The organism is Rhizobium leguminosarum bv. viciae, from assembly GCF_012276115.1.
GTDB classification, from domain to species: Bacteria; Pseudomonadota; Alphaproteobacteria; order Rhizobiales; family Rhizobiaceae; genus Rhizobium; species Rhizobium leguminosarum_T.
The window spans coordinates 23,771-41,789 of sequence record NZ_WIEU01000027.1 but is presented as its reverse complement, the minus strand read 5'-3'; the positions used below and the strand labels follow the sequence as shown (position 1 = coordinate 41,789).

Genomic DNA, 18,019 nt, shown 5'->3' with positions numbered 1-18,019 from the left:
TTCTATCGATAAGGAACAGGGAAATATGGATCATGTCGATCACATCCTGATCGTCGATGACGATCGCGAAATCCGCGAGCTGGTCTCGGGCTATCTGCAGAAGAACGGCCTGCGCACGAGCGTTGCCGCCGACGGACGGCAGATGCGCAGTTTTGTCGAAGCCAATGCGGTCGACCTGATCGTGCTCGACGTGATGATGCCCGGAGACGACGGGCTGGTGCTGTGCCGCGAACTGCGCGCCGGCCGGCACAAGACGATCCCGATCCTGATGCTGACGGCCCGCACCGACGAGATGGACAGGATCCTCGGGCTGGAAATGGGCGCCGACGACTATCTTCCCAAGCCCTTTGCTGCGCGTGAGCTTCTTGCCCGCATCAAAGCGGTGCTGCGGCGGACGCGGATGCTGCCTCCCAACCTGCAGATCAGCGAGGCCGGACAGTTGCTGACTTTCGGTGACTGGCGGCTCGATACGGTCGCCCGGCATCTTCTCGACAGGGAAGGGACCGCGATTGCGCTCAGCGGCGCCGAATACCGTCTGCTCCGCGTCTTCATCGATCACCCGCAGCGTGTGCTCAATCGCGACCAGCTTCTCAGCCTGACGCAGGGCCGCGACGCCGATCTCTTCGATCGCTCGATCGATCTTCTAGTCAGTCGCCTGCGTCAGCGGCTGGGCGACGATGCGCGCGAACCGACCTATATCAAGACGGTGCGCAGCGAAGGCTATGTGTTTTCGGTTCCGGTCGAAATATCGGAGCCGCGCCAATGAAGGCGGCAATCCCCTGGCCTTCGGGCCTGACGTGGCCAAGCACATTGCGGTCGCGGATATTTCTCATCCTCCTGATCGGATTGGCCTTGGCCTACGGGTTGTCGTTCAGTGTGCTCTATATGGAGCGGTACATGTCGGCCAAGGCGGTGATGCTCGGCACGCTGGAAAACGACGTGGCGACATCGATTGCGGTTCTTGATCGGCTTCCGCCAGGCGAACGCGGCGATCTGCTCGACCGGCTGAGCCGCGGCAATTATCGTTTCGTGCTCGGGCCCGGCCTTCCCGGCGTGCCTGACACATCAAGCAAAGGGGCAGAAATCTCAGGAAAGATCGAGGAGGCCATCGGGCACCGCTTTCCTATCCGTATCGAACGGATTCCTGGCGATGTGAACCGATTGCAGGCGCATCTGACGCTGAGCGACGGAAGCCCCTTGACGATCGACGTCACGCCGAAGGGCGTCATGCCGATCGCCGCGTGGCTGCCTTATGTCTTCGTCGTCCAGATGGTGCTGCTCATCCTCTGCACCTGGTTTGCGGTTCGCCAGGCGATCCGGCCGCTTGGCGAGCTTGCCGCCGCCGCCGATGCTCTCGATCCGAACAAGGACAGTCCGGCTTTGAGCGAGGCCGGGCCAAGCGAGGTCGCGCATGCGGCAAGGGCGTTCAACGCGATGCGGGAGAGGATCGCCCATTATCTCGAAGAGCGCGTCCAGATATTGGCGGCAATCTCGCATGACCTGCAGACGCCGATCACCCGCATGCGGCTGCGTGCAGACATGACGGAGGAGTCACCGGAGAAGGGCAAGTTGGTGCACGATCTCGGCGAAATCCAGCGCCTCGTCCAGGACGGCATAGCCTATGCGCGCAGTGCGCACGGCAGTGGGGAGAAAAATGCCCGCATTGACCTTGCCTCGTTCATCGACAGCATAGCCTACGACTACCAGGACATCGGAAAGGCAGTCACCGTCATCGGCCTGGTTCAGGGTGCCGCTTTCACCAAGCCGCATGCCCTTCGCCGCATCCTGTCGAACTTCATAGACAATGCGCTGAAGTTTGCCGGCGCCGCCGAGATCGGCGTCGAGCGAAGCGTAGAAAACGATATCGTCATCACGATTATGGACCGTGGGCCTGGAATCCCCGACGATATGCTCGAGGCCGCCATGCAGCCATTCTTCCGGCTGGAGCAATCCCGAAACCGGGAGACCGGCGGCACCGGTCTCGGTCTTGCGATCGCCCAGCAGCTGACGGCCAAGATCGGCGGGTCGCTCCGGCTCTATAATCGCGCCGGCGGCGGCCTGGCCGCGGAAGTCACCATCCATTGACGTCGGGGGTCGCCGCAAAATCTCGCCAGGTTTTGTATGCGAAGATGTCCTGGATACCGGATGCTACTTTTTGTGACATTTGTGGCGTTTTCGGAAACATGGCCGATATATCCGTCGGTCAAACCACACTCCGTCAACCCGGCCGCGCCGCGGCCAGTCGCATGCAGCGACGCAACACAAGGAGTGTTCCATGACGAAGATCGACAAGGTTCTCTATACCGGCAGGACCCACACGACGGGCGGGCGCGACGGCGCATCGCACAGCGACGACGGGCATCTGGATATCAAGCTTTCGCCTCCGGGCAGCAACCGCGCCGGGACCAATCCCGAACAGCTTTTCGCCGCCGGCTGGTCTGCCTGCTTCGTCGGCGCGATCGGCATTGCTGCCGGCAAGCTGAAGGTCAAGCTTCCTGCAGATGCCGCCGTCAACGCCGAGGTCGATCTTGGGGCGACCGGCGGCGACTATTTCCTGCAGGCTCGCCTCAAGGTCAGCCTGCCGGGCATCGAAGCGGATCTGGCAAGGGCGCTTGTGGATGAAGCGCACCGGACCTGCCCCTATTCGAAAGCAACCCGCGGCAATATCAATGTCGAATTGAGCATTGCCTGACGGATGGGATCGATCGCCAAAAGAAACATGGCGAGGTCGGTCGGGCCTCGTCGATGGAGGAACCAATGAGGCTGATGATCATCTGCATTCTGGGGGCGACGATTTTCGCAGCGCCCTGCATCTACAATGTAAGCTCACAGGAGCCGTCGCCGCTTGCCGGCCTCGTGACGGCGGCATCCTCAGGGGAGCGGCCGCCGTTCCAACTGCTCTTTTAGTTCACCAGGGAGAAAGACAGTGAAACTCTATCAGAACGAAATTTCCTCGGCGACATCTCGAGTCCGCATCGCACTCGCCCTGAAAGGACTGACGGCCGAAGCGCTGCCGGTGACCATCCTCGGCGAAAATGCCGAGAGCCGGCAGGCCGGATATCGCAGCGTCAATCCGCAAGGGCTTGTACCGGCCTTGCTGACGGATAGCGGCGTTCTCCTCACCCAGTCACTGGCGATCGTCGAGTATCTCGATGAGCTGCAGCCTGAACCACCGCTGCTGCCTGACACGGCGGAGAGCAGGGCTCTGGCGCGGTCAATCGCGCTTGCGATCGCAGCCGAGATCCATGCGCTGTTGCCGCCGCGGATCGGCCTGCATCTTCGCGCCACGTTCCAGGCTGATGCCGATGCCATCACCGCCTGGGATCGTCATTGGGTCGGCGAGGGAATGGCCGCGGTCGAGACGATGATCGCCGGCCGCAGGCGGGGGACCTTCGCCATCGGGGATCAGCCGAGCATTGCCGACATCTTCCTCTTCCCGCAGGCGATCGGCGCCCGGCGCCTCGGCTTCGATCTCGCCCTATGGCCCAATATCGCCGAGATTGTCGCCAGGCTGGAGGCGATACCGGCTTTCCGGGATAATGCGCCGACACCGAGACGATGATGCAATCGATGAAGAAGCGGCCGCAGGTGGTTGTGGCCGCTTCGCTTCTCGTGTTCGGATGAGCGATTCGCCCTGACGGTCTTTCGGCCGCTTTTAGCGATCGACCCTTGCCTGCAGATGTGCGGGATAACGATCGCCTTCCACCTTGATCGTGGCGAGCGCGCTTTCGATGCTACGGAGATCTTCAGCCGTCAGTTCGACCTCGGCGGACTGGATGTTTTCCTCGAGGCGGTGCAGCTTGGTGGTGCCGGGGATCGGCACGATCCAGGGCTTCTGCGCCAGCAGCCATGCGAGAGCCACTTGCGCGGAGGTTGCTTTTTTGCGGGCGGCGATTTCTCCGAGACGATCGACGAGCGCCTGGTTGGCCTTTCGCGCCTCCTGAGAAAAGCGCGGCACGACGTTGCGGAAATCCTTGCTGTCGAAGGTGGTCGTTTCGCTGATCGCGCCAGTCAGAAAGCCCTTGCCGAGCGGGCTGAAGGGCACGAAACCGATGCCGAGTTCTTCAAGCGTCGGCAGGATTTCCTGCTCTGGTTCGCGCCACCATAGCGAATATTCGCTCTGCAGCGCCGCCACCGGCTGGACCGCATGGGCGAGGCGGATCGTCCGGGCGCCTGCCTCCGAGAGGCCGAAATGCTTGACTTTGCCTTCAGCGATCAGCGCCTTGACCGTGCCGGCGACATCCTCGATCGGAACATCGGGGTCGACACGATGCTGGTAGAAGAGATCGATAACATCGGTCTTCAAACGCTTCAGCGCCTGGTCGGCCACCGCGCGGATCTGTTCCGGCCGGCTGTTCATGCCGCTCTGGCCGCCATTGGCATCGAAATTAAAGCCGAATTTCGTGGCGATCACCACCTCCTTGCGGAACGGGGCGAGGGCCTCTCCCAGAAGCTCTTCGTTCTTATAGGGGCCGTAGGCCTCGGCCGTGTCGAAGAAGGTCACGCCACGTTCAAATGCCCGCCGGATCAATGCGGTCGCTTCCTGAATATCGGTCGCCGGGCCATAACCGTAACTCAGCCCCATGCAGCCGAGACCGATGGCCGAGACTTGAAGTCCGCTCTTTCCAAGTTCACGCTTCTGCATAGACGTTTCCTTTTCTAACCTTGGTATTGCGTGTCGGTGACATGCTCCATCCAGTCGACCACCTTGCCGTCGAGCTGTTCCTGGATGGCAATATGTGTCACTGCCGTCGTCGGCGATGCGCCGTGCCAATGGCGTTCACCCGGTGCGAACCAGACGACGTCGCCGGCGCGGATCTCCTCGACGGGGCCGCCTTCGCGCTGCACGCGACCGAAGCCCGATGTGACGATCAGCGTCTGGCCGAGCGGATGAGTGTGCCAGGCGGTGCGGGCGCCGGGCTCGAAGGTGACGCTGGCGCCCGCCGCTCGTGCGGGGCTGGTCACGGCAAACAGCGGGTCGACACGCACGCTGCCGGTAAACCAATCGGCCGGTCCTTTGGCCGAGGGCTGCGAACCGCTTCGCTTGATCTCCATCTTTGCCTTCCTTTCGATGTCGGGGTGGACATGTCCACTCGAGTAGCAAGGTATTTAGCGCGTGCGCCAGGTCGCGATTAGATGGTATAAACGGCAAGAACCCATGAGGAAATTTCATCAATGCCGCGCCCCGTCGTCAATGACCTCATCGCCTTCCTAGCCGTCGCGCGCGCTCAAAGCTTCACCAAGGCGGCGGGCAAGCTGGGTGTGTCGCAATCGGCGCTCAGCCACACGATCCGCGGGCTCGAGGAGCGGCTTGGACTGCGATTGCTGACACGCACGACCCGCAGCGTCGCGCCGACAGAGGCCGGCGAACGCCTGCTCGTCTCCATCGGACCGCGGCTCGACGAGATCGAAAGCGAGCTGGCTGCCTTGAGCGCGTTGCGGGAGAAGCCGGCAGGCACCATCCGCATCAATGCCGGCGAGCATGCGGCGGATGCCGTCCTCTGGCCTGCCTTGGAAAAGCTGCTTCCCGATTATCCCGATATCAATGTCGAGATCATCGTCGACTACGGTCTGACTGACATCGTCGCCGAGCGTTACGATGCGGGGGTGCGGCTTGGAGAACAGGTGGCGAAGGACATGATTGCGGTGCGCATCGGCCCCGACATGCGCATGGCCGTGGTCGGCGCTCCGGCCTATTTCGACACCAGGCCGAAGCCGCTGGCGCCGCAGGACCTTACGGATCACAATTGCATCAATCTGCGCCTGCCCACCTATGGCAGCGTTTATGCATGGGAGTTCGAGAAGGACGGGCGCGAGCTCAGGGTTCGGGTCGAAGGACAGTTGGTTTTCAACAATATAGCGTTGCGGCTGAACGCAGTACTGGCCGGAGCGGGGCTGGCCTGCATGCCGGAGGATCTCGTCTCGACGTATCTTACCGACGGGCAGCTGGTGCGTGTGCTCGAAGATTGGTGTCCGCCGTTTTCCGGCTACCATCTCTACTATCCGAGCCGCCGGCATACGTCGCCGGCATTCGCCCTCGTCGTCGATGCACTTCGCTATCGAGGATAGAGGATTGCCATTTCCCGGCGGCCGGCCCTGGGACTTACTGCCGAGCCTTTTTGAGGCCGACGATGTCAGCGATGAAATCGGCGATGGCGCCTATGTCGTCTAGATCGAAGACCGGCAGGGCCGTATCCGTGACGGCATGATCGGCGGCGATGGCGCAGATATGGGGATCGCTCGGCGCCAACGGTTCACGATTGGCCGCCTCCAGGCGGCGGGCCTCGATCTTCGGGATCGGTTCGCGCTTGTAGCCCTCGATCAGCACGAGGTCGCAGGGGGCGAGACGAGCGAGAATCTCCTCGAACTCAGGTTCGGGCGCACCGCGCAGCTCGTGCATGATGGCGTAGCGGGTGCCGGAGACGATGGTGACCTCGTGGGCGCCGGCCTGGCGGTGGCGGTAGCTGTCGGCCCCGACCTTGTCGATGTCGAAATCATGATGGGCGTGCTTGATCGTCGAGATCCTGTAACCGCGGCGGGTGAATTCCGTCACCAGTCGGACGGCAAGCCCCGTCTTGCCTGAGTTCTTCCAGCCGGCGATGCCGAAGATTTTCGGTGCGGTCATCCGCGAAGGGCCTCCAGCCAGCGTTCCGCCTCGACGAGATCGTCGGGCGTGTTGATGTTGAAGAAGGGATCGAGCAGGCTGGCGCGGGTCGGATGCAGCGGGAACGCCACTTCCGTCACGTCATGCCGTAACAGGAAGTCGCGCACGCGGCGCTTCTCGTCGGTGGCGATCCAGGCTTCGAGATCGGCCGCCAGCGTCACCGGCCAAAGCCCGAAGACCGGATGGCTGCGGCCCTCGGAGGCGGCAATGGCGATCTGCGACGGGTGCTCGACCGCCGCCGCCAGCCGGGCGACGAGATCGGCCGGGAAGAATGGGCAATCTACCGAGACGGTGACGACATGGGTGATTGAGGGAAGGCCGGCGGCATAAGCCATCGCCGCATGGATACCGGCCATTGGTCCGGCCTTGCCGGGAAAACGGTCGGGAACGACAGGCACTTCCTCGGCGACGGCATCGGCATTGACGGCAACGAGAAAAGCCTGCTGCGAGAGGCGGGTCAGCACATGGCGGAGCAGGCTCTCGGCCCCAAGCATCACGCCCGCTTTGTCGCGGCCCATGCGCTGCGAACGGCCGCCGGCCAGCACGACGCCTGCTATATGAGATTTATGCAACGAGAATTCAGCCATCATCCTTACTCAAACCGGCGCACGCGGCGCGGATTCCTGCGCAATTGGCGACACACGGCGCTTGGCCTCACGATAGAACGTATAGAGGCCGGAGGCGATGACGATCGCAGCCCCCAAGAGCGTCCAGCTGTCAGGCACTTCGGCGAAGAAGAGGAATCCGAGCAGAGAGGAAAAGATCAGGCTGGTATAGCGGAACGGCGCGACGAAGGAGATTTCGCCGGTGCGCATGGCGAGGATGACCGACTGGTAACCGACGAGCACCAGTACCGAAGCGAGCGCGAGATGCCCAAGCGCTGCGGCGCTGACCGGTTGCCAGCCGCCGAGCACCGGAATAAGCAGCGCGCCGAAGAAGGAGGCTGATATGGCGGTGATGACGGTTATCATCAGCGAGGGGATCTCCGGACTGATGCTCCGGGTGGCGAGATCGCGGCCGGCCGTCGTCAGCACCGCGGCGACGCAGAGGAGGGCGGCGGCGGTGAATCCCTCAGGGCCGGGGCGGATGATGATCATCACGCCGACGAGGCCGACGAGGATCGCCGACCAGCGCCGCCACCCAACCGGCTCGCCGAAGAAGAGGGCAGCGCCGAAGGTGACGACCAACGGCAGCGACTGCAGGATCGCCGAGGCATTGGCGATCGGCATCATGCCGAGCGCGGTGATATAGGTGACGGCGGCGAGCGTCTCACAGATGATCCTGAAGATGATCATCGGCTCCAGCATGACGCGCCAGGAACGCAGCGCGCCCATTCTCCAGGCGATCAGATAGACGAGCAGGCTGGTGAAGAGGCCGCGCAGGAACATGATTTCGCCGGCGTTCATGTGGGCGATCACCGATTTGGACAGAGCGTCGCTCGCGGAAAAACCGGCCATCGCCAAGCTCATATAGATGGCGCCCTCAGTATTGCGTGACCGCGGCATGAAGAGATTCCTGTTACCTGTGCGCTCCTTTTAGTCGCGAAGATGCATCAAGGGAATCGGATGAATGTCACACAAAGCATAAATCGATGATGCGATGCACAATAACGCTGACATCAACGCAGGCGTGTGAGTGGAGATCGCCGCAAATCACCGTTTATAACGTGAATCCCGATACTTCCGACGCCGCAATCAAGGCGTCGATGAGGACGCGCCGTCGCGCTGCCGGTTCGTCCATAGGCGTTTTTCTCTTCCTGTGCGGGAAACGGGTGGCTGCACCGCCTGATGTTTGAGCATCTCAGATCTCGCAACAACGAAGGAGAAACCGATATGACACTTCTCAACGACAAGATCGCCATCATCACCGGCGCAAGCTCCGGCATCGGCCGCGCGGCGGCGAAACTCTTTGCGCGGCAAGGCGCCAAGCTCGTGGTCACCGGCCGGCGACAGGACGCGCTCGATGCCGTCATCGCAGAAATCGAGGCGGAGGGCGGTCAGGCCATCGCCATATCAGGCGATGTCAGGGACGAGGCGCTGCAGGCAAGGCTTGTCGAGACGGCGGTCTCGCGTTTCGGCAGGCTCGACATTGCCTTCAATAATGCCGGCATCCTCGGTGAGATGGGGCCGGTTGCCGGGCTGTCGGTGGAGGGCTGGCGCGAGACGATCGAGACCAATCTCACCGCCGCCTTCCTCGGCGCCAAGTACCAGTCGGCGGCGATGGGAAAAGGCGGCGGGTCGCTGATCTTCACCTCGACTTTCGTCGGCCACACCGCCGGCATGCCTGGCATGGCGGCCTATGCGGCGAGCAAGGCGGGGCTGATCGGCTTCGTGCAGGTGCTCGCCGCCGAACTCGGGAGGCAGAACATCCGCGTCAACGCCCTGCTTCCCGGCGGCACCGACACACCCGCCAGCATCACCAACGCTCCTGATGCCACGCCAGAAGTCCTTGCCTTCGTCGAGGGACTGCATGCGCTGAAACGCATGGCGCAACCTGAAGAGATCGCCAATGCGGCGCTCTTCCTCGCCTCCGACATGTCGAGCTTCGTGACCGGGACGGCGATGCTGGCCGATGGCGGCGTTTCGATCAGCCGGACATAGGCGGGAAATAGGGTGCTGTGGCAACCAGCCGTGCGCGTCTGGGACCCAGCCACCCGCCCTCGTCCTTCGAGGCTCCGGCCTGCGGCCTGCGCGCCTCAGGATGAGGGCTGGTCGGTGTGCCTTGCCGCTGCGGCCGCAACCTCTCTCCAGCCTCATCCTGAGGCGCCCCGCAGGGGCCTCGAAGGACGGGGCTGGTCGCTTTGCGCCGATCAGGCGACTTCGCGTACGTCTCTTTCCGCTTGGCGGTCGAGGTAGGCGACCAGATCCTCGATGGTGACGAGGGGGAGGTTGTGGCGTTCGGCGAAGAGCGTGAGTTCGGGCAGGCGGGACATGGTTCCGTCGTCGTTGGCGACTTCGCAGATAACGCCGGCGGGGATCCTTCCGGCGAGGCGGGCGAGATCGACGGCGGCTTCGGTGTGGCCGGGGCGGCCGAGCACGCCGCGGGGGTTGGCGCGCAGCGGAAATATGTGGCCGGGGCGGGCGAAATCGGCAGGCTCTGCGCGATCGTCGACCAGGGCGCTGACGGTGGCGGCGCGGTCGGCTGCCGAGATGCCGGTCGTGGTGCCCTTGAGGTAATCGACCGAGACCGTGAAGGCGGTTTTGTGCGATTCCGTATTATTGGGCACCATCAGCGGGATATCGAGCGCATCGAGACGCTCGCCTTCCATGGCGACGCAGATGAGACCACGGGCGTGGGTCATCATGAAGGCGATTGTTTCCGGGGTGACGGCATCAGCCGCGACCACGATATCGCCCTCGTTTTCCCTGTCCTGGTCATCGACGACGACAACCATCTCACCACGAGCAATGGCTGATATGGCATCTTCAATTCTTGCGATAGTCATGCTGTCTGGCCTTTCAAGGGTTATGTCAGCGGGCTGACATGGTCTGCTCGGCTCAATCCGTGAGCGAGCCTTCTGCCCTTGGGCGAACAAACGTCAGCCGACTCCGGGATGGAGTGCGACTGCCCGTGTTGTCCTCTTCCATCCGGACTATACCGTCGGCTCCGGCATCTCACCGGATCTGCTGACCTTCCGACAGGAGGTGCCAGAAGCGCTCGCGGGCTCCAGGATTGCTCCTGATACCGCCGGTGGGGAATTACACCCCGCCCTGAGAACATTTCAAAGATAGGATCAAAAACAGGCGGATGGCAAGGTCACTTGACCGGGCAAAAATGCAAAGCTGCCCTCACGCGGATGGACACACTGTTCACACGGAGGCGACGACCGTGTCGCCCCGGTGCTTCGTTGGTGGTTTGATCTTTGTCCCAAAACCGCTGCAAACTTTTGGGCGACCTGCGTCAGGACATGATCAGGCCGCCGTCGACATTGATCGTCTGGCCGGTGATATAGGCGGCGTCCTCGCTGGCGAGGAAGGTGACCAGGCCGGCGACGTCTTCGCCGGAGCCGGCCCGTTTCATCGGGATACCCTCGACCCATTCCTTCATCAGTTCGCCGGGGGCGTAGTTGCCGAGCAGCTTGCCCCAGGCCTGGTCGTTATAAGCCCACATGTCGGTCTCGATGATGCCGGGGCAGAAGGCGTTGACGGTGATCTTCTCGGTCGCAACTTCCTTGGCCAGGCTCTGGGTGATGCCGACGACTCCCATTTTCGAGGCGGCGTAATGCGGCGTGTAGATAAAGCCGTCGCGGGCCTGGCCGGAGGCCGTATTGATGATGCGGCCGCCGCGCTTGTGCTTGCGCATTCTTGATATCGCCTCCTGGGCGCAGAGGAAGACGCCCTTGGTGTTGACGGCCATGACCTTGTCCCACTCGTTTTCGGTCAGATCCTCGACGCGGGCAATGGTGATGACGCCGGCGTTCTGGATCGAGACGTCGACCGAGCCGAATTCCTTCTCGGCGGCATCGTAGAGGGCGGTGACGCTCGCCTTGTCGGTGACGTCGCCGATGAAGGAGATCGCCTTGCCGCCTTCGGCCCGGATCTGTTCGGCAACGCCGTGAACGAGATCCTCGTTGGCCGAGACGACGAGATTGGCGCCTTCTTCCGCAAAGCGTTTGGCGATCGCCGCTCCGATGCCGCGGCTGCCCCCGGTAATGACGACGGTCTTCTGCTCAAAGCGTTTCATGCTCTTTCCTTGTCCATCGATAAACAGAAAATCTGGGTGCGACCTACCATGCGATCATTATTGGAGCTCAACTGGTCGTCGTGAATTCAGGCAGTCTTGAACGCTGATGACGACGCCTGAGCTCTCCGTCCGTTCGATCGGCGTGAAGGGCGGGCAGACGGCGATATCGCACGCCGTCTTGCCCGTTAGTCCCTTCAGCGCCTCGATCTCAGCCAGGGAGGAAGCGAGATCGGTCACTTTCCCGCGGCGGCAATGAGCTTTCCCATCACCAGCAGCAGAAACCGCCGTCGACGAGAAGATCGACGCCGGTCACGAAACTTGCCGCATCCGACAGCAGGAACACCGCCGGACCCACCATCTCGTCCACCGTTGCCATGCGCTGCATCGGCGTCTGCTCTTCGAAGAGCTTGGTCTGGTGGACCATCTCGGGGCGGGTGTTCATGGGCGTTGCCGTGTATCCGGGGGAGATGGTGTTGACGCGAATGCCGCGGTCGACCCATTCCATCGCCAAAGACTTCGACATGTGGATCACGCCCGCCTTGGAGGCGTTATAGTGTGCTTGGTTCAGCCCCCGGTTCACGATCACGCCGGACATCGAGGCGATATTGACGATGGAGCCGCGTCCATTCTTCAGCATGGCCCGAGCCTCTGCCTGGCAGGATAGAAAGACGCCTTTCAGGTTGATATCCATCAACGTCTGATATTGGTCCTCCTCCATCTCTTCCGCGGCGTTCGCGTTAGCGATGCCCGCCGCGTTGACTGCAAGTGTCAATAGGCCGAGATCGGCTTCGGTACGTGCTACGGCATCTCCAAGGGAAGACCTGCTCGTGACATCCGCCGCGATCTGGATCGAGCGGCGGCCGACGGCACGAATATGTTCAGCCGTCTTGGCCAGCCCGTCGTCGGTTCGGCGGTCGAGCAGCGCCACGTCGGCGCCGCATTGCGCAAGGCCGATGGCAATGCGCTGCCCAATGCCGCTGCCGGCTCCGGTAACGATGGCAACCTGGCCGCTGAGATCGAAAAGCTTCGGGGCGTTCAGAGTGATGTCGGACACCGCTCTTCCTTTCTCTGTCTGTTTAGATGGTAGCTAGCTCCATGACCGAAACGTCATTTGCCTGGTCACGATTGAGAATCCCCGCCTGCTTGCCTTGCGCAAGCACCAGAATGCGATTGGAGACTCCGAGAACTTCTTCGAGGTCCGAGCTTACGACGATGACCGCGACGCCCTGTTTGGCAAGATTGACGATGATGTCGTAGATGCCCGCTCGGGCGCCGACGTCGATGCCTCTCGTAGGTTCATCGAGCACGACGACCTTGGGATCGCGCATGAGCCACTTCGCGATCACGACCTTCTGCTGGTTGCCGCCGGATAGGTCCGAGGCGTGCTGTTCAGCACGGCCCTTTACCCCGAACTTGGCAACTGCTTTTTCTGCAAAGGAGCGCTTGACGCGCGGCGTGATCCAACCGCCGCCGAGTTTGTCAAGATTGGCATAGATAATGTTCTCGCTGATCCGGTGCCCGACGATGAGGCCTTGCTCCTTGCGGTCTTCCGGAACCATCACGATACCCTTGGCGATCGCGTCCGCCGGATCGCGCAGCCTGAGTTCCTCGCCTTCCAGCTTGATCGAGCCAGCACTGATTGGATCTGCTCCCGAAATCGCACGCACCAGTTCGGTGCGGCCGGCGCCGACCAATCCGGCGATCCCCAGAATTTCCCCGGCCCGGACCTCGAAGGTAACGTCACGGAACGAGTTGTCCGGCGAGCTCAGCCCGGACACCTGGAGTACCGGACGATCTGTCGGAACCGGCAGGGTAGGGAACAAGCGGTCAAGCGGGCGCCCGACCATGCTCTCGACAATCGTTCGCACCGGGGTCGCGCTGTCTGAGAATTCTTGCACCCGCTCCCCGTCACGAAGAACGACGATCCGGTCGGTTATCTGCTTGATCTCTTCCATACGGTGGGAAATGTAGACGATGCCGACGCCTTCTGACCGAAGCTTCCGAACCTGTTCGAAGAGAGCTTCCGTCTCCGCGCCGCCAAGGGCGGCTGTCGGCTCATCGAGGATCAGGAGCTTTGCGTTTAGAGCCAGCGCCTTGGCGATCTCGATAAGTTGCTGATTTGCGGTGGAAAGGCCGGCAACCGTCCGCGTTGCGGGGATGTGAAGGTTCAAGCGAGCGAGCTGGTCCTGGGCCCGGCGAACCATCTGGGCGCGGTCGATGACGCCGTTCTTCATCGGCCAGCGTCCGATGAAGACGTTTTCCGCGATCGACAGCTGCGGCAGAAGCTGCAGCTCCTGATGGATCAGGACAACGCCCTTGTCGATCGCTTCCCTTGGGGTGGCCGGGGCATAAGGTTGCCCCAGCCATGTCATTGATCCTTCGGACGGCGTGCGTGACCCGGCGATGATGCCCGATAGCGTTGACTTGCCCGCTCCGTTTTCACCGAGAAGTGCAACCACTTCGCCCGGATAGACGTCCAAGCTGACATTCTTCAGAACCTGGAGCGGCCCATACCATTTGGATATGCCCCTCAGGGAAAGAACTGGATCAGTCACGGCACACCTCCTCAAGACCTCGACTTCATCATGGATGGTTGGCGATGAAGCCTGCGACGTTTTCTTTGGTTGTCAGCGTGGCATCCATAAGCTGCACCGGCGGTACCTTTTCTCCGGCGACAAGCTTGGCGGCATTCTCGACCGCATCGCGGCCCATCTTCTGCGTCTGCTGCGTCGCCGTTACGTTGAAGACGCCCTTGCTGAGCGCTTCGAGAGCTGCGGTGTCGCCATCGAAGCCGCCAACCACGATCTTCTGCGACGGATTGGCGACCTTGATCGCCTGCGCGGCGCCAAGTGCGAGGCCGTCGGCCTGTGCGAACACGATGGAAACGTCAGGATTTGCCTGCAGCATATTCTGCATGATCTGGAAGCCTTCGTCCTGGCTCCAGATGTTCGAGAACTGTTCGGCGACAACCTTGACGTCCGGATATGCCTTGAGAGATTCAGCGCAGCCCTTCGAGCGGTCGACTTCCGGCGTCGTGCCCTTCTGGCCGTGGATGATGACCATCTTCCCCTTGCCGCCGGCTTCCTTCAGAATGTAGTCGCACACGGCCTTGGCAGACGCGACGGAATCCGTTGCAAGGAATGTATCGCCGGGTGCTCCCTCGGCGTTGCGGTCGACGTTTACGACCGGGATGCCGGCGTTCTTGGCGAGTTTGACCGGAACGGTCGCAGCCGCCGCACCTGCCGGAATGTAGATCAGCGCGTCGATTTTCTGGGTCAGAAGATCCTGGATCTGATTGACCTGTGTCGGCCCGTCGCCCTTTGCGTCGACGGTGATGACTTCGATGCCGCGCTTCTTGGCTTCGGCTTCGACCGATTGCTTGATCTGGTTGAAGAAGTTTGCCTGAAGGTTGGCAACGGCCAGGCCGAGCTTCTTCAGTTCCGCCGCGTGTACGGGGCCGAGTGTCAGGCCGAGCAGTGCAGCAGACGCGAGCATGGTGCGCGCTATTTTCATTGTATTTTCCTCCGTTGTTTGATGGAACCCTCGGGTATGTCCTCCCCCTCGGGGTATTGATCCGACCCAAATTCCTGGGGCGGTATTTCTGGTCCGCCGACGCGGCGGACCCCGCTCGTCAGGCGCGACGCCGACGAATGGTCTCCGCGCCGACCGCAAGCACGATGACGATGCCGATGATCACCTGCTGCAGGAACGGCGAGACGTTGAGAAGGTTGAGACCGTTGCGAAGCACACCGATGATAAGAACGCCGATCAGCGTTCCACCGATGCCGCCCGCGCCGCCGGAGAGCGACGTCCCGCCGATGACGACCGCAGCGATGGTGTCCAGTTCATAACCCAGACCACTGGACGGCTGGACGGAATCCAGCCGCGCGGCGAGCACGATGCCTGCGAGCCCCGCAAGGACGGCACTCACGACATAGACGGCTATCGTCACGAGCGGGACGTTGATACCGGCCAGGCGTGCGACTTCCGGATTTCCTCCCACCGCGTAGAGCATGCGACCTTCGGACCGGAAGTGCAGGAAAAGCCACGCGGCAAGAACAACCGCAAGCATGAGAAACACAGTGGCTGTCAACACGCCGAAATGGCGATCGATTGCCAGCATCATGAACCAGTCGGGGAATCCCACGATCTGTTGGCCGTCGGTGATCATATTTGCGACGCCGCGAGCCGCGGACATCATCGCAAGAGTGGCAATAAAGGCTGGAACCCTGAACTGCGTCACCAGAAGTCCGACGATCAGGCCCGAAACGCCCGATGCGACCAGAGCAAAAGCGATCCCGACGGGCAGCGGTAGACCGGCGACGTTGGCGGTCCAGCCCATGACCATCATCGCCAGAGCAAGTGCCGAGCCGACGGAAAGATCGATGCCGCCGATCAGGATGACGAACGTCATTCCGACGGCCATGATGCCGAGAACAGTGATCTGATCGAGGATGTTGAGGCCGTTTCGAACCGAAAGAAACGTGTCTGTGCTGAGGCTCAGAAAGACGCACAGTGCGAGCAGTCCCACGAGTGGGCCGGTAGCTCCCTTGAGCTTGCTCAGCCAGGCTCCGGACGACAGCCTGTGTTCATTGATATCGAGCGCCACCATTGCTCCTCCCTATGCGTAGGCTTGTATCCGATATTTGTGCACGGTAGAATAATTATTCATGCCTGCTGGAAAATTCATTAACAACTTGCTATTCGGCTGTCAATAAGCTTTCTCGTGGCGTGTGCCCTCACGGGCCGCCTAAGGGGCTTGACTAATCGGCCTGTTATGCAAAAATATTGATAACTGAATATTTATGCACGGAGGAATCCATGGATCCGATAGAACTTGAGCGCATCGCCCGCCAGATCCGATTGCGCGATCTACAGGCGGTCTTTGAAGCGGGCGCCGGCCATATTGGCGGCGAGATGTCGGTCATCGACATTTTGACGGCTCTGTATTTTCGTGTGCTGAATGTCTGGCCGGATCAACCCAAACATCCCGACCGCGACAGGTTCGTTCTTTCAAAGGGGCATACTGCATGCGCGCTGTATGTGACGCTCGCAAAACGCGGCTTTATCCCGGAGGATGAGATTTCCACCTTCTTGCAGCCGCATTCGAGGCTGAACGGGCATCCAAATTGCAACAAGGTTCCTGGCGTCGAGACGAATACCGGGCCGCTTGGCCACGGTCTCCCGGTCGCGGTAGGAATGGCGATAGCGGCCAAGCTCTCGAGCGCCAAATATCACACCTATGTCGTCACCGGCGACGGTGAGATGCAGGAGGGCTCAAACTGGGAAGCGATCATGGCGGCCGCTCAGTTCAAGCTCGATAACTTGACCTTGGTCATCGATCACAACAGGTTCCAGCAGGGCGCCGCTCTGGCCGAAACCAACGATCTCGCCCCGCTTCGTCCGAAGCTTGAAGCGTTCGATTGGGAAGTCAGCGAAATCAACGGTAACAATATGAGCGAAATCGTTCCTGCTCTCGAACACCGGGGGTCAAGACCTCATTGCATCGTTGCGCATACCAACAAGGGCCATGGAATATCGTTCATGCAGGACCGGGTCGACTGGCACCATAAGGTGCCAAGTAAGGAACAATACGAAATCGCATTGGCAGAATTGTCGGAGGCACTGTAATGAACGCGCCAATAAACGCACCCAAGCTCTACGATTGCCGCGACGCATTCGCCACCACGCTTGAGCGGCTGGCAGCCGAAAACGAAACGATCGTTGCCGTCTGCAACGACTCTGTGGGTTCCTCCAAGCTCGGCGGCTTCAAGGCGAAGTTTGGAGAGCGCCTCGTCAATGTCGGTATCGCTGAGCAGAACATGGTGGGGGTTGCAGCAGGCCTCGCCAATGGCGGACGCCTTCCGTTCGTGTGCGCTGCCGCTCCGTTTCTAACGGGACGGTCGCTGGAGCAGATCAAGGCCGATATTTCGTATTCGAATGCCAACGTCAAGCTGGTCGGCATTTCTTCGGGAATGGCGTATGGCGAACTCGGCCCGACCCATCATTCGATCGAGGATTTTGCCTGGACGCGGGTTCTGCCCAATCTTCCGGTCATTGCGCCTTGTGACCGCATCGAAACAGCTGCTGCGGTTGAGTGGGCCGCGGCCTACAACGGCCCCTGTTTCCTGCGTCTGTCTCGCGTTGGTGTACCGGATCTGCTTTCGGAGGGTCACAAGTTCGAACTCGGCAAGGCAAATCTGCTTCGCCAGGGTTCCGACGTCACCCTTATCGCAAACGGCACTTTGACTCATCGCATCTTGAAGGCTGCCGAAATTCTCGCAGACCGCGGCATCAACGCCAGAGTGCTCAACCTCGCAACGGTTCGTCCGATCGACGAGGAGGCTATCATCGCCGCGGCGAAGGAAACCGGAGCGATCGTGACAGCAGAAGAACATTCGATCTTCGGTGGGCTCGGTTCCGCGATAGCCGAAGTCGTGGTCGACAATGCGCCGGTCCCGATGAAACGTCTTGGAGTTCCCGGCGTCTACGCTCCGACCGGTTCGGCAGAGTTCCTGCTCGACGAATTCGGGATGGCGCCGTCCGCAATCGCCGACGCGGCGCAGTCGCTGATCAGGCGCAAGTAACTGGGATCACGTGACTTTTGTTCTTACGCAATTCCGGACGGAAAACCGCTTGGCATTTTTCCTGGAATTGCTCTAGCCCGGACGC

General features: G+C 61.3%; 20 protein-coding genes and 1 riboswitch. Of the genes, 9 read left to right on the top strand and 11 right to left on the bottom strand.

Annotation, left to right across the window (positions count from 1 at the left end; translation table 11 throughout):
- The first annotated feature begins 25 nt into the window (after window positions 1–25).
- From GFM02_RS30815 to maiA, 5 genes are all read left to right on the top strand, one after another.
- Window positions 26–766, top strand: coding sequence for a response regulator (locus tag GFM02_RS30815; protein ID WP_077978363.1), 741 nt, complete (start codon window positions 26–28; stop codon window positions 764–766).
- A complete protein-coding gene (locus tag GFM02_RS30810) occupies window positions 763–2,085 on the top strand; it encodes a sensor histidine kinase (protein WP_168323765.1) in 1,323 nt (440 codons plus the stop codon). Before GFM02_RS30815 ends, GFM02_RS30810 begins: the two co-directional genes overlap by 4 nt.
- A 190-nt stretch (window positions 2,086–2,275) precedes the next feature.
- Entirely contained in the window at window positions 2,276–2,692 is a 417-nt protein-coding gene (locus GFM02_RS30805; RefSeq protein ID WP_168266266.1) for an organic hydroperoxide resistance protein, read from the top strand.
- Between the two features lie 65 nt (window positions 2,693–2,757).
- Window positions 2,758–2,907, top strand: a complete 150-nt coding sequence (locus GFM02_RS30800) for a hypothetical protein (RefSeq protein ID WP_168323764.1) — start codon at window positions 2,758–2,760, stop codon at window positions 2,905–2,907.
- A 19-nt stretch (window positions 2,908–2,926) separates the two neighbouring features.
- Window positions 2,927–3,562, top strand: a complete 636-nt coding sequence (gene maiA, locus GFM02_RS30795) for a maleylacetoacetate isomerase (RefSeq protein ID WP_168323763.1) — start codon at window positions 2,927–2,929, stop codon at window positions 3,560–3,562.
- 93 nt (window positions 3,563–3,655) lie between these two features.
- On the opposite strand, the gene GFM02_RS30790 is transcribed toward maiA, so the two are convergent.
- Both GFM02_RS30790 and GFM02_RS30785 read right to left on the bottom strand, forming a co-directional pair.
- Entirely contained in the window at window positions 3,656–4,645 is a 990-nt protein-coding gene (locus GFM02_RS30790) for an aldo/keto reductase (protein ID WP_168323762.1), read from the bottom strand.
- 14 nt (window positions 4,646–4,659) lie between these two features.
- Window positions 4,660–5,055 (bottom strand): (R)-mandelonitrile lyase, encoded by a 396-nt coding sequence (locus GFM02_RS30785; RefSeq protein WP_020050247.1) that lies wholly within the window; start codon window positions 5,053–5,055, stop codon window positions 4,660–4,662.
- 120 nt (window positions 5,056–5,175) lie between these two features.
- On the opposite strand from GFM02_RS30785, the gene GFM02_RS30780 reads away from it, so the two are divergent.
- Window positions 5,176–6,069: a LysR family transcriptional regulator gene (locus GFM02_RS30780; RefSeq protein ID WP_168323761.1), complete on the top strand. Its 894-nt coding sequence runs from the start codon at window positions 5,176–5,178 to the stop codon at window positions 6,067–6,069.
- 34 nt (window positions 6,070–6,103) lie between these two features.
- Here GFM02_RS30780 and mobB read toward each other — a convergent pair whose 3' ends face one another.
- From mobB to GFM02_RS30765, 3 genes are read right to left on the bottom strand one after another with little or no spacing between them, the layout of a single operon-like run.
- On the bottom strand, window positions 6,104–6,625 hold the full coding sequence (gene mobB / locus GFM02_RS30775; RefSeq protein WP_168323760.1) for a molybdopterin-guanine dinucleotide biosynthesis protein B: 522 nt from the start codon (window positions 6,623–6,625) through the stop codon (window positions 6,104–6,106).
- Window positions 6,622–7,251, bottom strand: a complete 630-nt coding sequence (mobA, locus tag GFM02_RS30770) for a molybdenum cofactor guanylyltransferase MobA (protein ID WP_026265283.1) — start codon at window positions 7,249–7,251, stop codon at window positions 6,622–6,624. The genes mobB and mobA overlap by 4 nt, the downstream gene beginning before the upstream one ends.
- A gap of 9 nt (window positions 7,252–7,260) precedes the next feature.
- On the bottom strand, window positions 7,261–8,169 hold the full coding sequence (locus GFM02_RS30765; protein WP_020050243.1) for a DMT family transporter: 909 nt from the start codon (window positions 8,167–8,169) through the stop codon (window positions 7,261–7,263).
- Between the two features lie 327 nt (window positions 8,170–8,496).
- On the opposite strand from GFM02_RS30765, the gene GFM02_RS30760 reads away from it, so the two are divergent.
- Window positions 8,497–9,264 carry an SDR family oxidoreductase gene (locus GFM02_RS30760; protein WP_168323759.1) on the top strand — a complete coding sequence of 256 codons (768 nt, stop codon included), beginning with the start codon at window positions 8,497–8,499 and terminating at the stop codon, window positions 9,262–9,264.
- Window positions 9,265–9,473: 209 nt separating this feature from the next.
- Here GFM02_RS30760 and ribB read toward each other — a convergent pair whose 3' ends face one another.
- The 6 genes from ribB to GFM02_RS30725 form a co-directional block, all read right to left on the bottom strand.
- A complete protein-coding gene (ribB, locus tag GFM02_RS30755; protein ID WP_168323758.1) occupies window positions 9,474–10,109 on the bottom strand; it encodes a 3,4-dihydroxy-2-butanone-4-phosphate synthase in 636 nt (211 codons plus the stop codon).
- A gap of 126 nt (window positions 10,110–10,235) precedes the next feature.
- Window positions 10,236–10,386: riboswitch (FMN riboswitch) on the bottom strand.
- A 178-nt stretch (window positions 10,387–10,564) separates the two neighbouring features.
- The gene (locus GFM02_RS30750) at window positions 10,565–11,347 is read right to left on the bottom strand and encodes a glucose 1-dehydrogenase (protein WP_168323757.1); all 783 of its coding nucleotides are present in this window, start codon (window positions 11,345–11,347) and stop codon (window positions 10,565–10,567) included.
- A gap of 265 nt (window positions 11,348–11,612) precedes the next feature.
- A complete protein-coding gene (locus GFM02_RS30740; RefSeq protein WP_168323756.1) occupies window positions 11,613–12,401 on the bottom strand; it encodes an SDR family oxidoreductase in 789 nt (262 codons plus the stop codon).
- Between the two features lie 22 nt (window positions 12,402–12,423).
- Window positions 12,424–13,902: an ATP-binding cassette domain-containing protein gene (locus GFM02_RS30735; protein ID WP_168323755.1), complete on the bottom strand. Its 1,479-nt coding sequence runs from the start codon at window positions 13,900–13,902 to the stop codon at window positions 12,424–12,426.
- Window positions 13,903–13,930: 28 nt separating this feature from the next.
- Window positions 13,931–14,860, bottom strand: coding sequence for a sugar ABC transporter substrate-binding protein (locus GFM02_RS30730; protein ID WP_168323754.1), 930 nt, complete (start codon window positions 14,858–14,860; stop codon window positions 13,931–13,933).
- A 118-nt stretch (window positions 14,861–14,978) separates the two neighbouring features.
- A complete protein-coding gene (locus tag GFM02_RS30725) occupies window positions 14,979–15,959 on the bottom strand; it encodes an ABC transporter permease (protein WP_168323753.1) in 981 nt (326 codons plus the stop codon).
- A 209-nt stretch (window positions 15,960–16,168) separates the two neighbouring features.
- Between GFM02_RS30725 and GFM02_RS30720 the strand changes: the two genes are divergently transcribed.
- Together GFM02_RS30720 and GFM02_RS30715 are read left to right on the top strand one after the other, a co-directional pair.
- Complete coding sequence (locus GFM02_RS30720) at window positions 16,169–16,978, top strand: transketolase (RefSeq protein ID WP_168306139.1); 810 nt, start codon at window positions 16,169–16,171, stop codon at window positions 16,976–16,978.
- Window positions 16,978–17,934 carry a transketolase family protein gene (locus GFM02_RS30715; RefSeq protein WP_168323752.1) on the top strand — a complete coding sequence of 319 codons (957 nt, stop codon included), beginning with the start codon at window positions 16,978–16,980 and terminating at the stop codon, window positions 17,932–17,934. The genes GFM02_RS30720 and GFM02_RS30715 overlap by 1 nt, the downstream gene beginning before the upstream one ends.
- Window positions 17,935–18,019: the final 85 nt, after the last annotated feature.

Coding starts and splice junctions, on each gene's coding strand:
- ribB (WP_168323758.1), bottom strand. CDS start 10,109: ATGACTATCGCAAGAATTGAAGATGCCATATCAGCCATTGCTCGTGGT.
- GFM02_RS30785 (WP_020050247.1), bottom strand. CDS start 5,055: ATGGAGATCAAGCGAAGCGGTTCGCAGCCCTCGGCCAAAGGACCGGCC.
- GFM02_RS30715 (WP_168323752.1), top strand. CDS start 16,978: ATGAACGCGCCAATAAACGCACCCAAGCTCTACGATTGCCGCGACGCA.
- GFM02_RS30730 (WP_168323754.1), bottom strand. CDS start 14,860: ATGAAAATAGCGCGCACCATGCTCGCGTCTGCTGCACTGCTCGGCCTG.
- GFM02_RS30815 (WP_077978363.1), top strand. CDS start 26: ATGGATCATGTCGATCACATCCTGATCGTCGATGACGATCGCGAAATC.
- GFM02_RS30780 (WP_168323761.1), top strand. CDS start 5,176: ATGCCGCGCCCCGTCGTCAATGACCTCATCGCCTTCCTAGCCGTCGCG.
- GFM02_RS30720 (WP_168306139.1), top strand. CDS start 16,169: ATGGATCCGATAGAACTTGAGCGCATCGCCCGCCAGATCCGATTGCGC.
- mobB (WP_168323760.1), bottom strand. CDS start 6,625: ATGACCGCACCGAAAATCTTCGGCATCGCCGGCTGGAAGAACTCAGGC.
- GFM02_RS30750 (WP_168323757.1), bottom strand. CDS start 11,347: ATGAAACGCTTTGAGCAGAAGACCGTCGTCATTACCGGGGGCAGCCGC.
- GFM02_RS30765 (WP_020050243.1), bottom strand. CDS start 8,169: ATGCCGCGGTCACGCAATACTGAGGGCGCCATCTATATGAGCTTGGCG.
- mobA (WP_026265283.1), bottom strand. CDS start 7,251: ATGGCTGAATTCTCGTTGCATAAATCTCATATAGCAGGCGTCGTGCTG.
- GFM02_RS30790 (WP_168323762.1), bottom strand. CDS start 4,645: ATGCAGAAGCGTGAACTTGGAAAGAGCGGACTTCAAGTCTCGGCCATC.
- GFM02_RS30800 (WP_168323764.1), top strand. CDS start 2,758: ATGAGGCTGATGATCATCTGCATTCTGGGGGCGACGATTTTCGCAGCG.
- GFM02_RS30810 (WP_168323765.1), top strand. CDS start 763: ATGAAGGCGGCAATCCCCTGGCCTTCGGGCCTGACGTGGCCAAGCACA.
- GFM02_RS30805 (WP_168266266.1), top strand. CDS start 2,276: ATGACGAAGATCGACAAGGTTCTCTATACCGGCAGGACCCACACGACG.
- GFM02_RS30760 (WP_168323759.1), top strand. CDS start 8,497: ATGACACTTCTCAACGACAAGATCGCCATCATCACCGGCGCAAGCTCC.
- GFM02_RS30725 (WP_168323753.1), bottom strand. CDS start 15,959: ATGGTGGCGCTCGATATCAATGAACACAGGCTGTCGTCCGGAGCCTGG.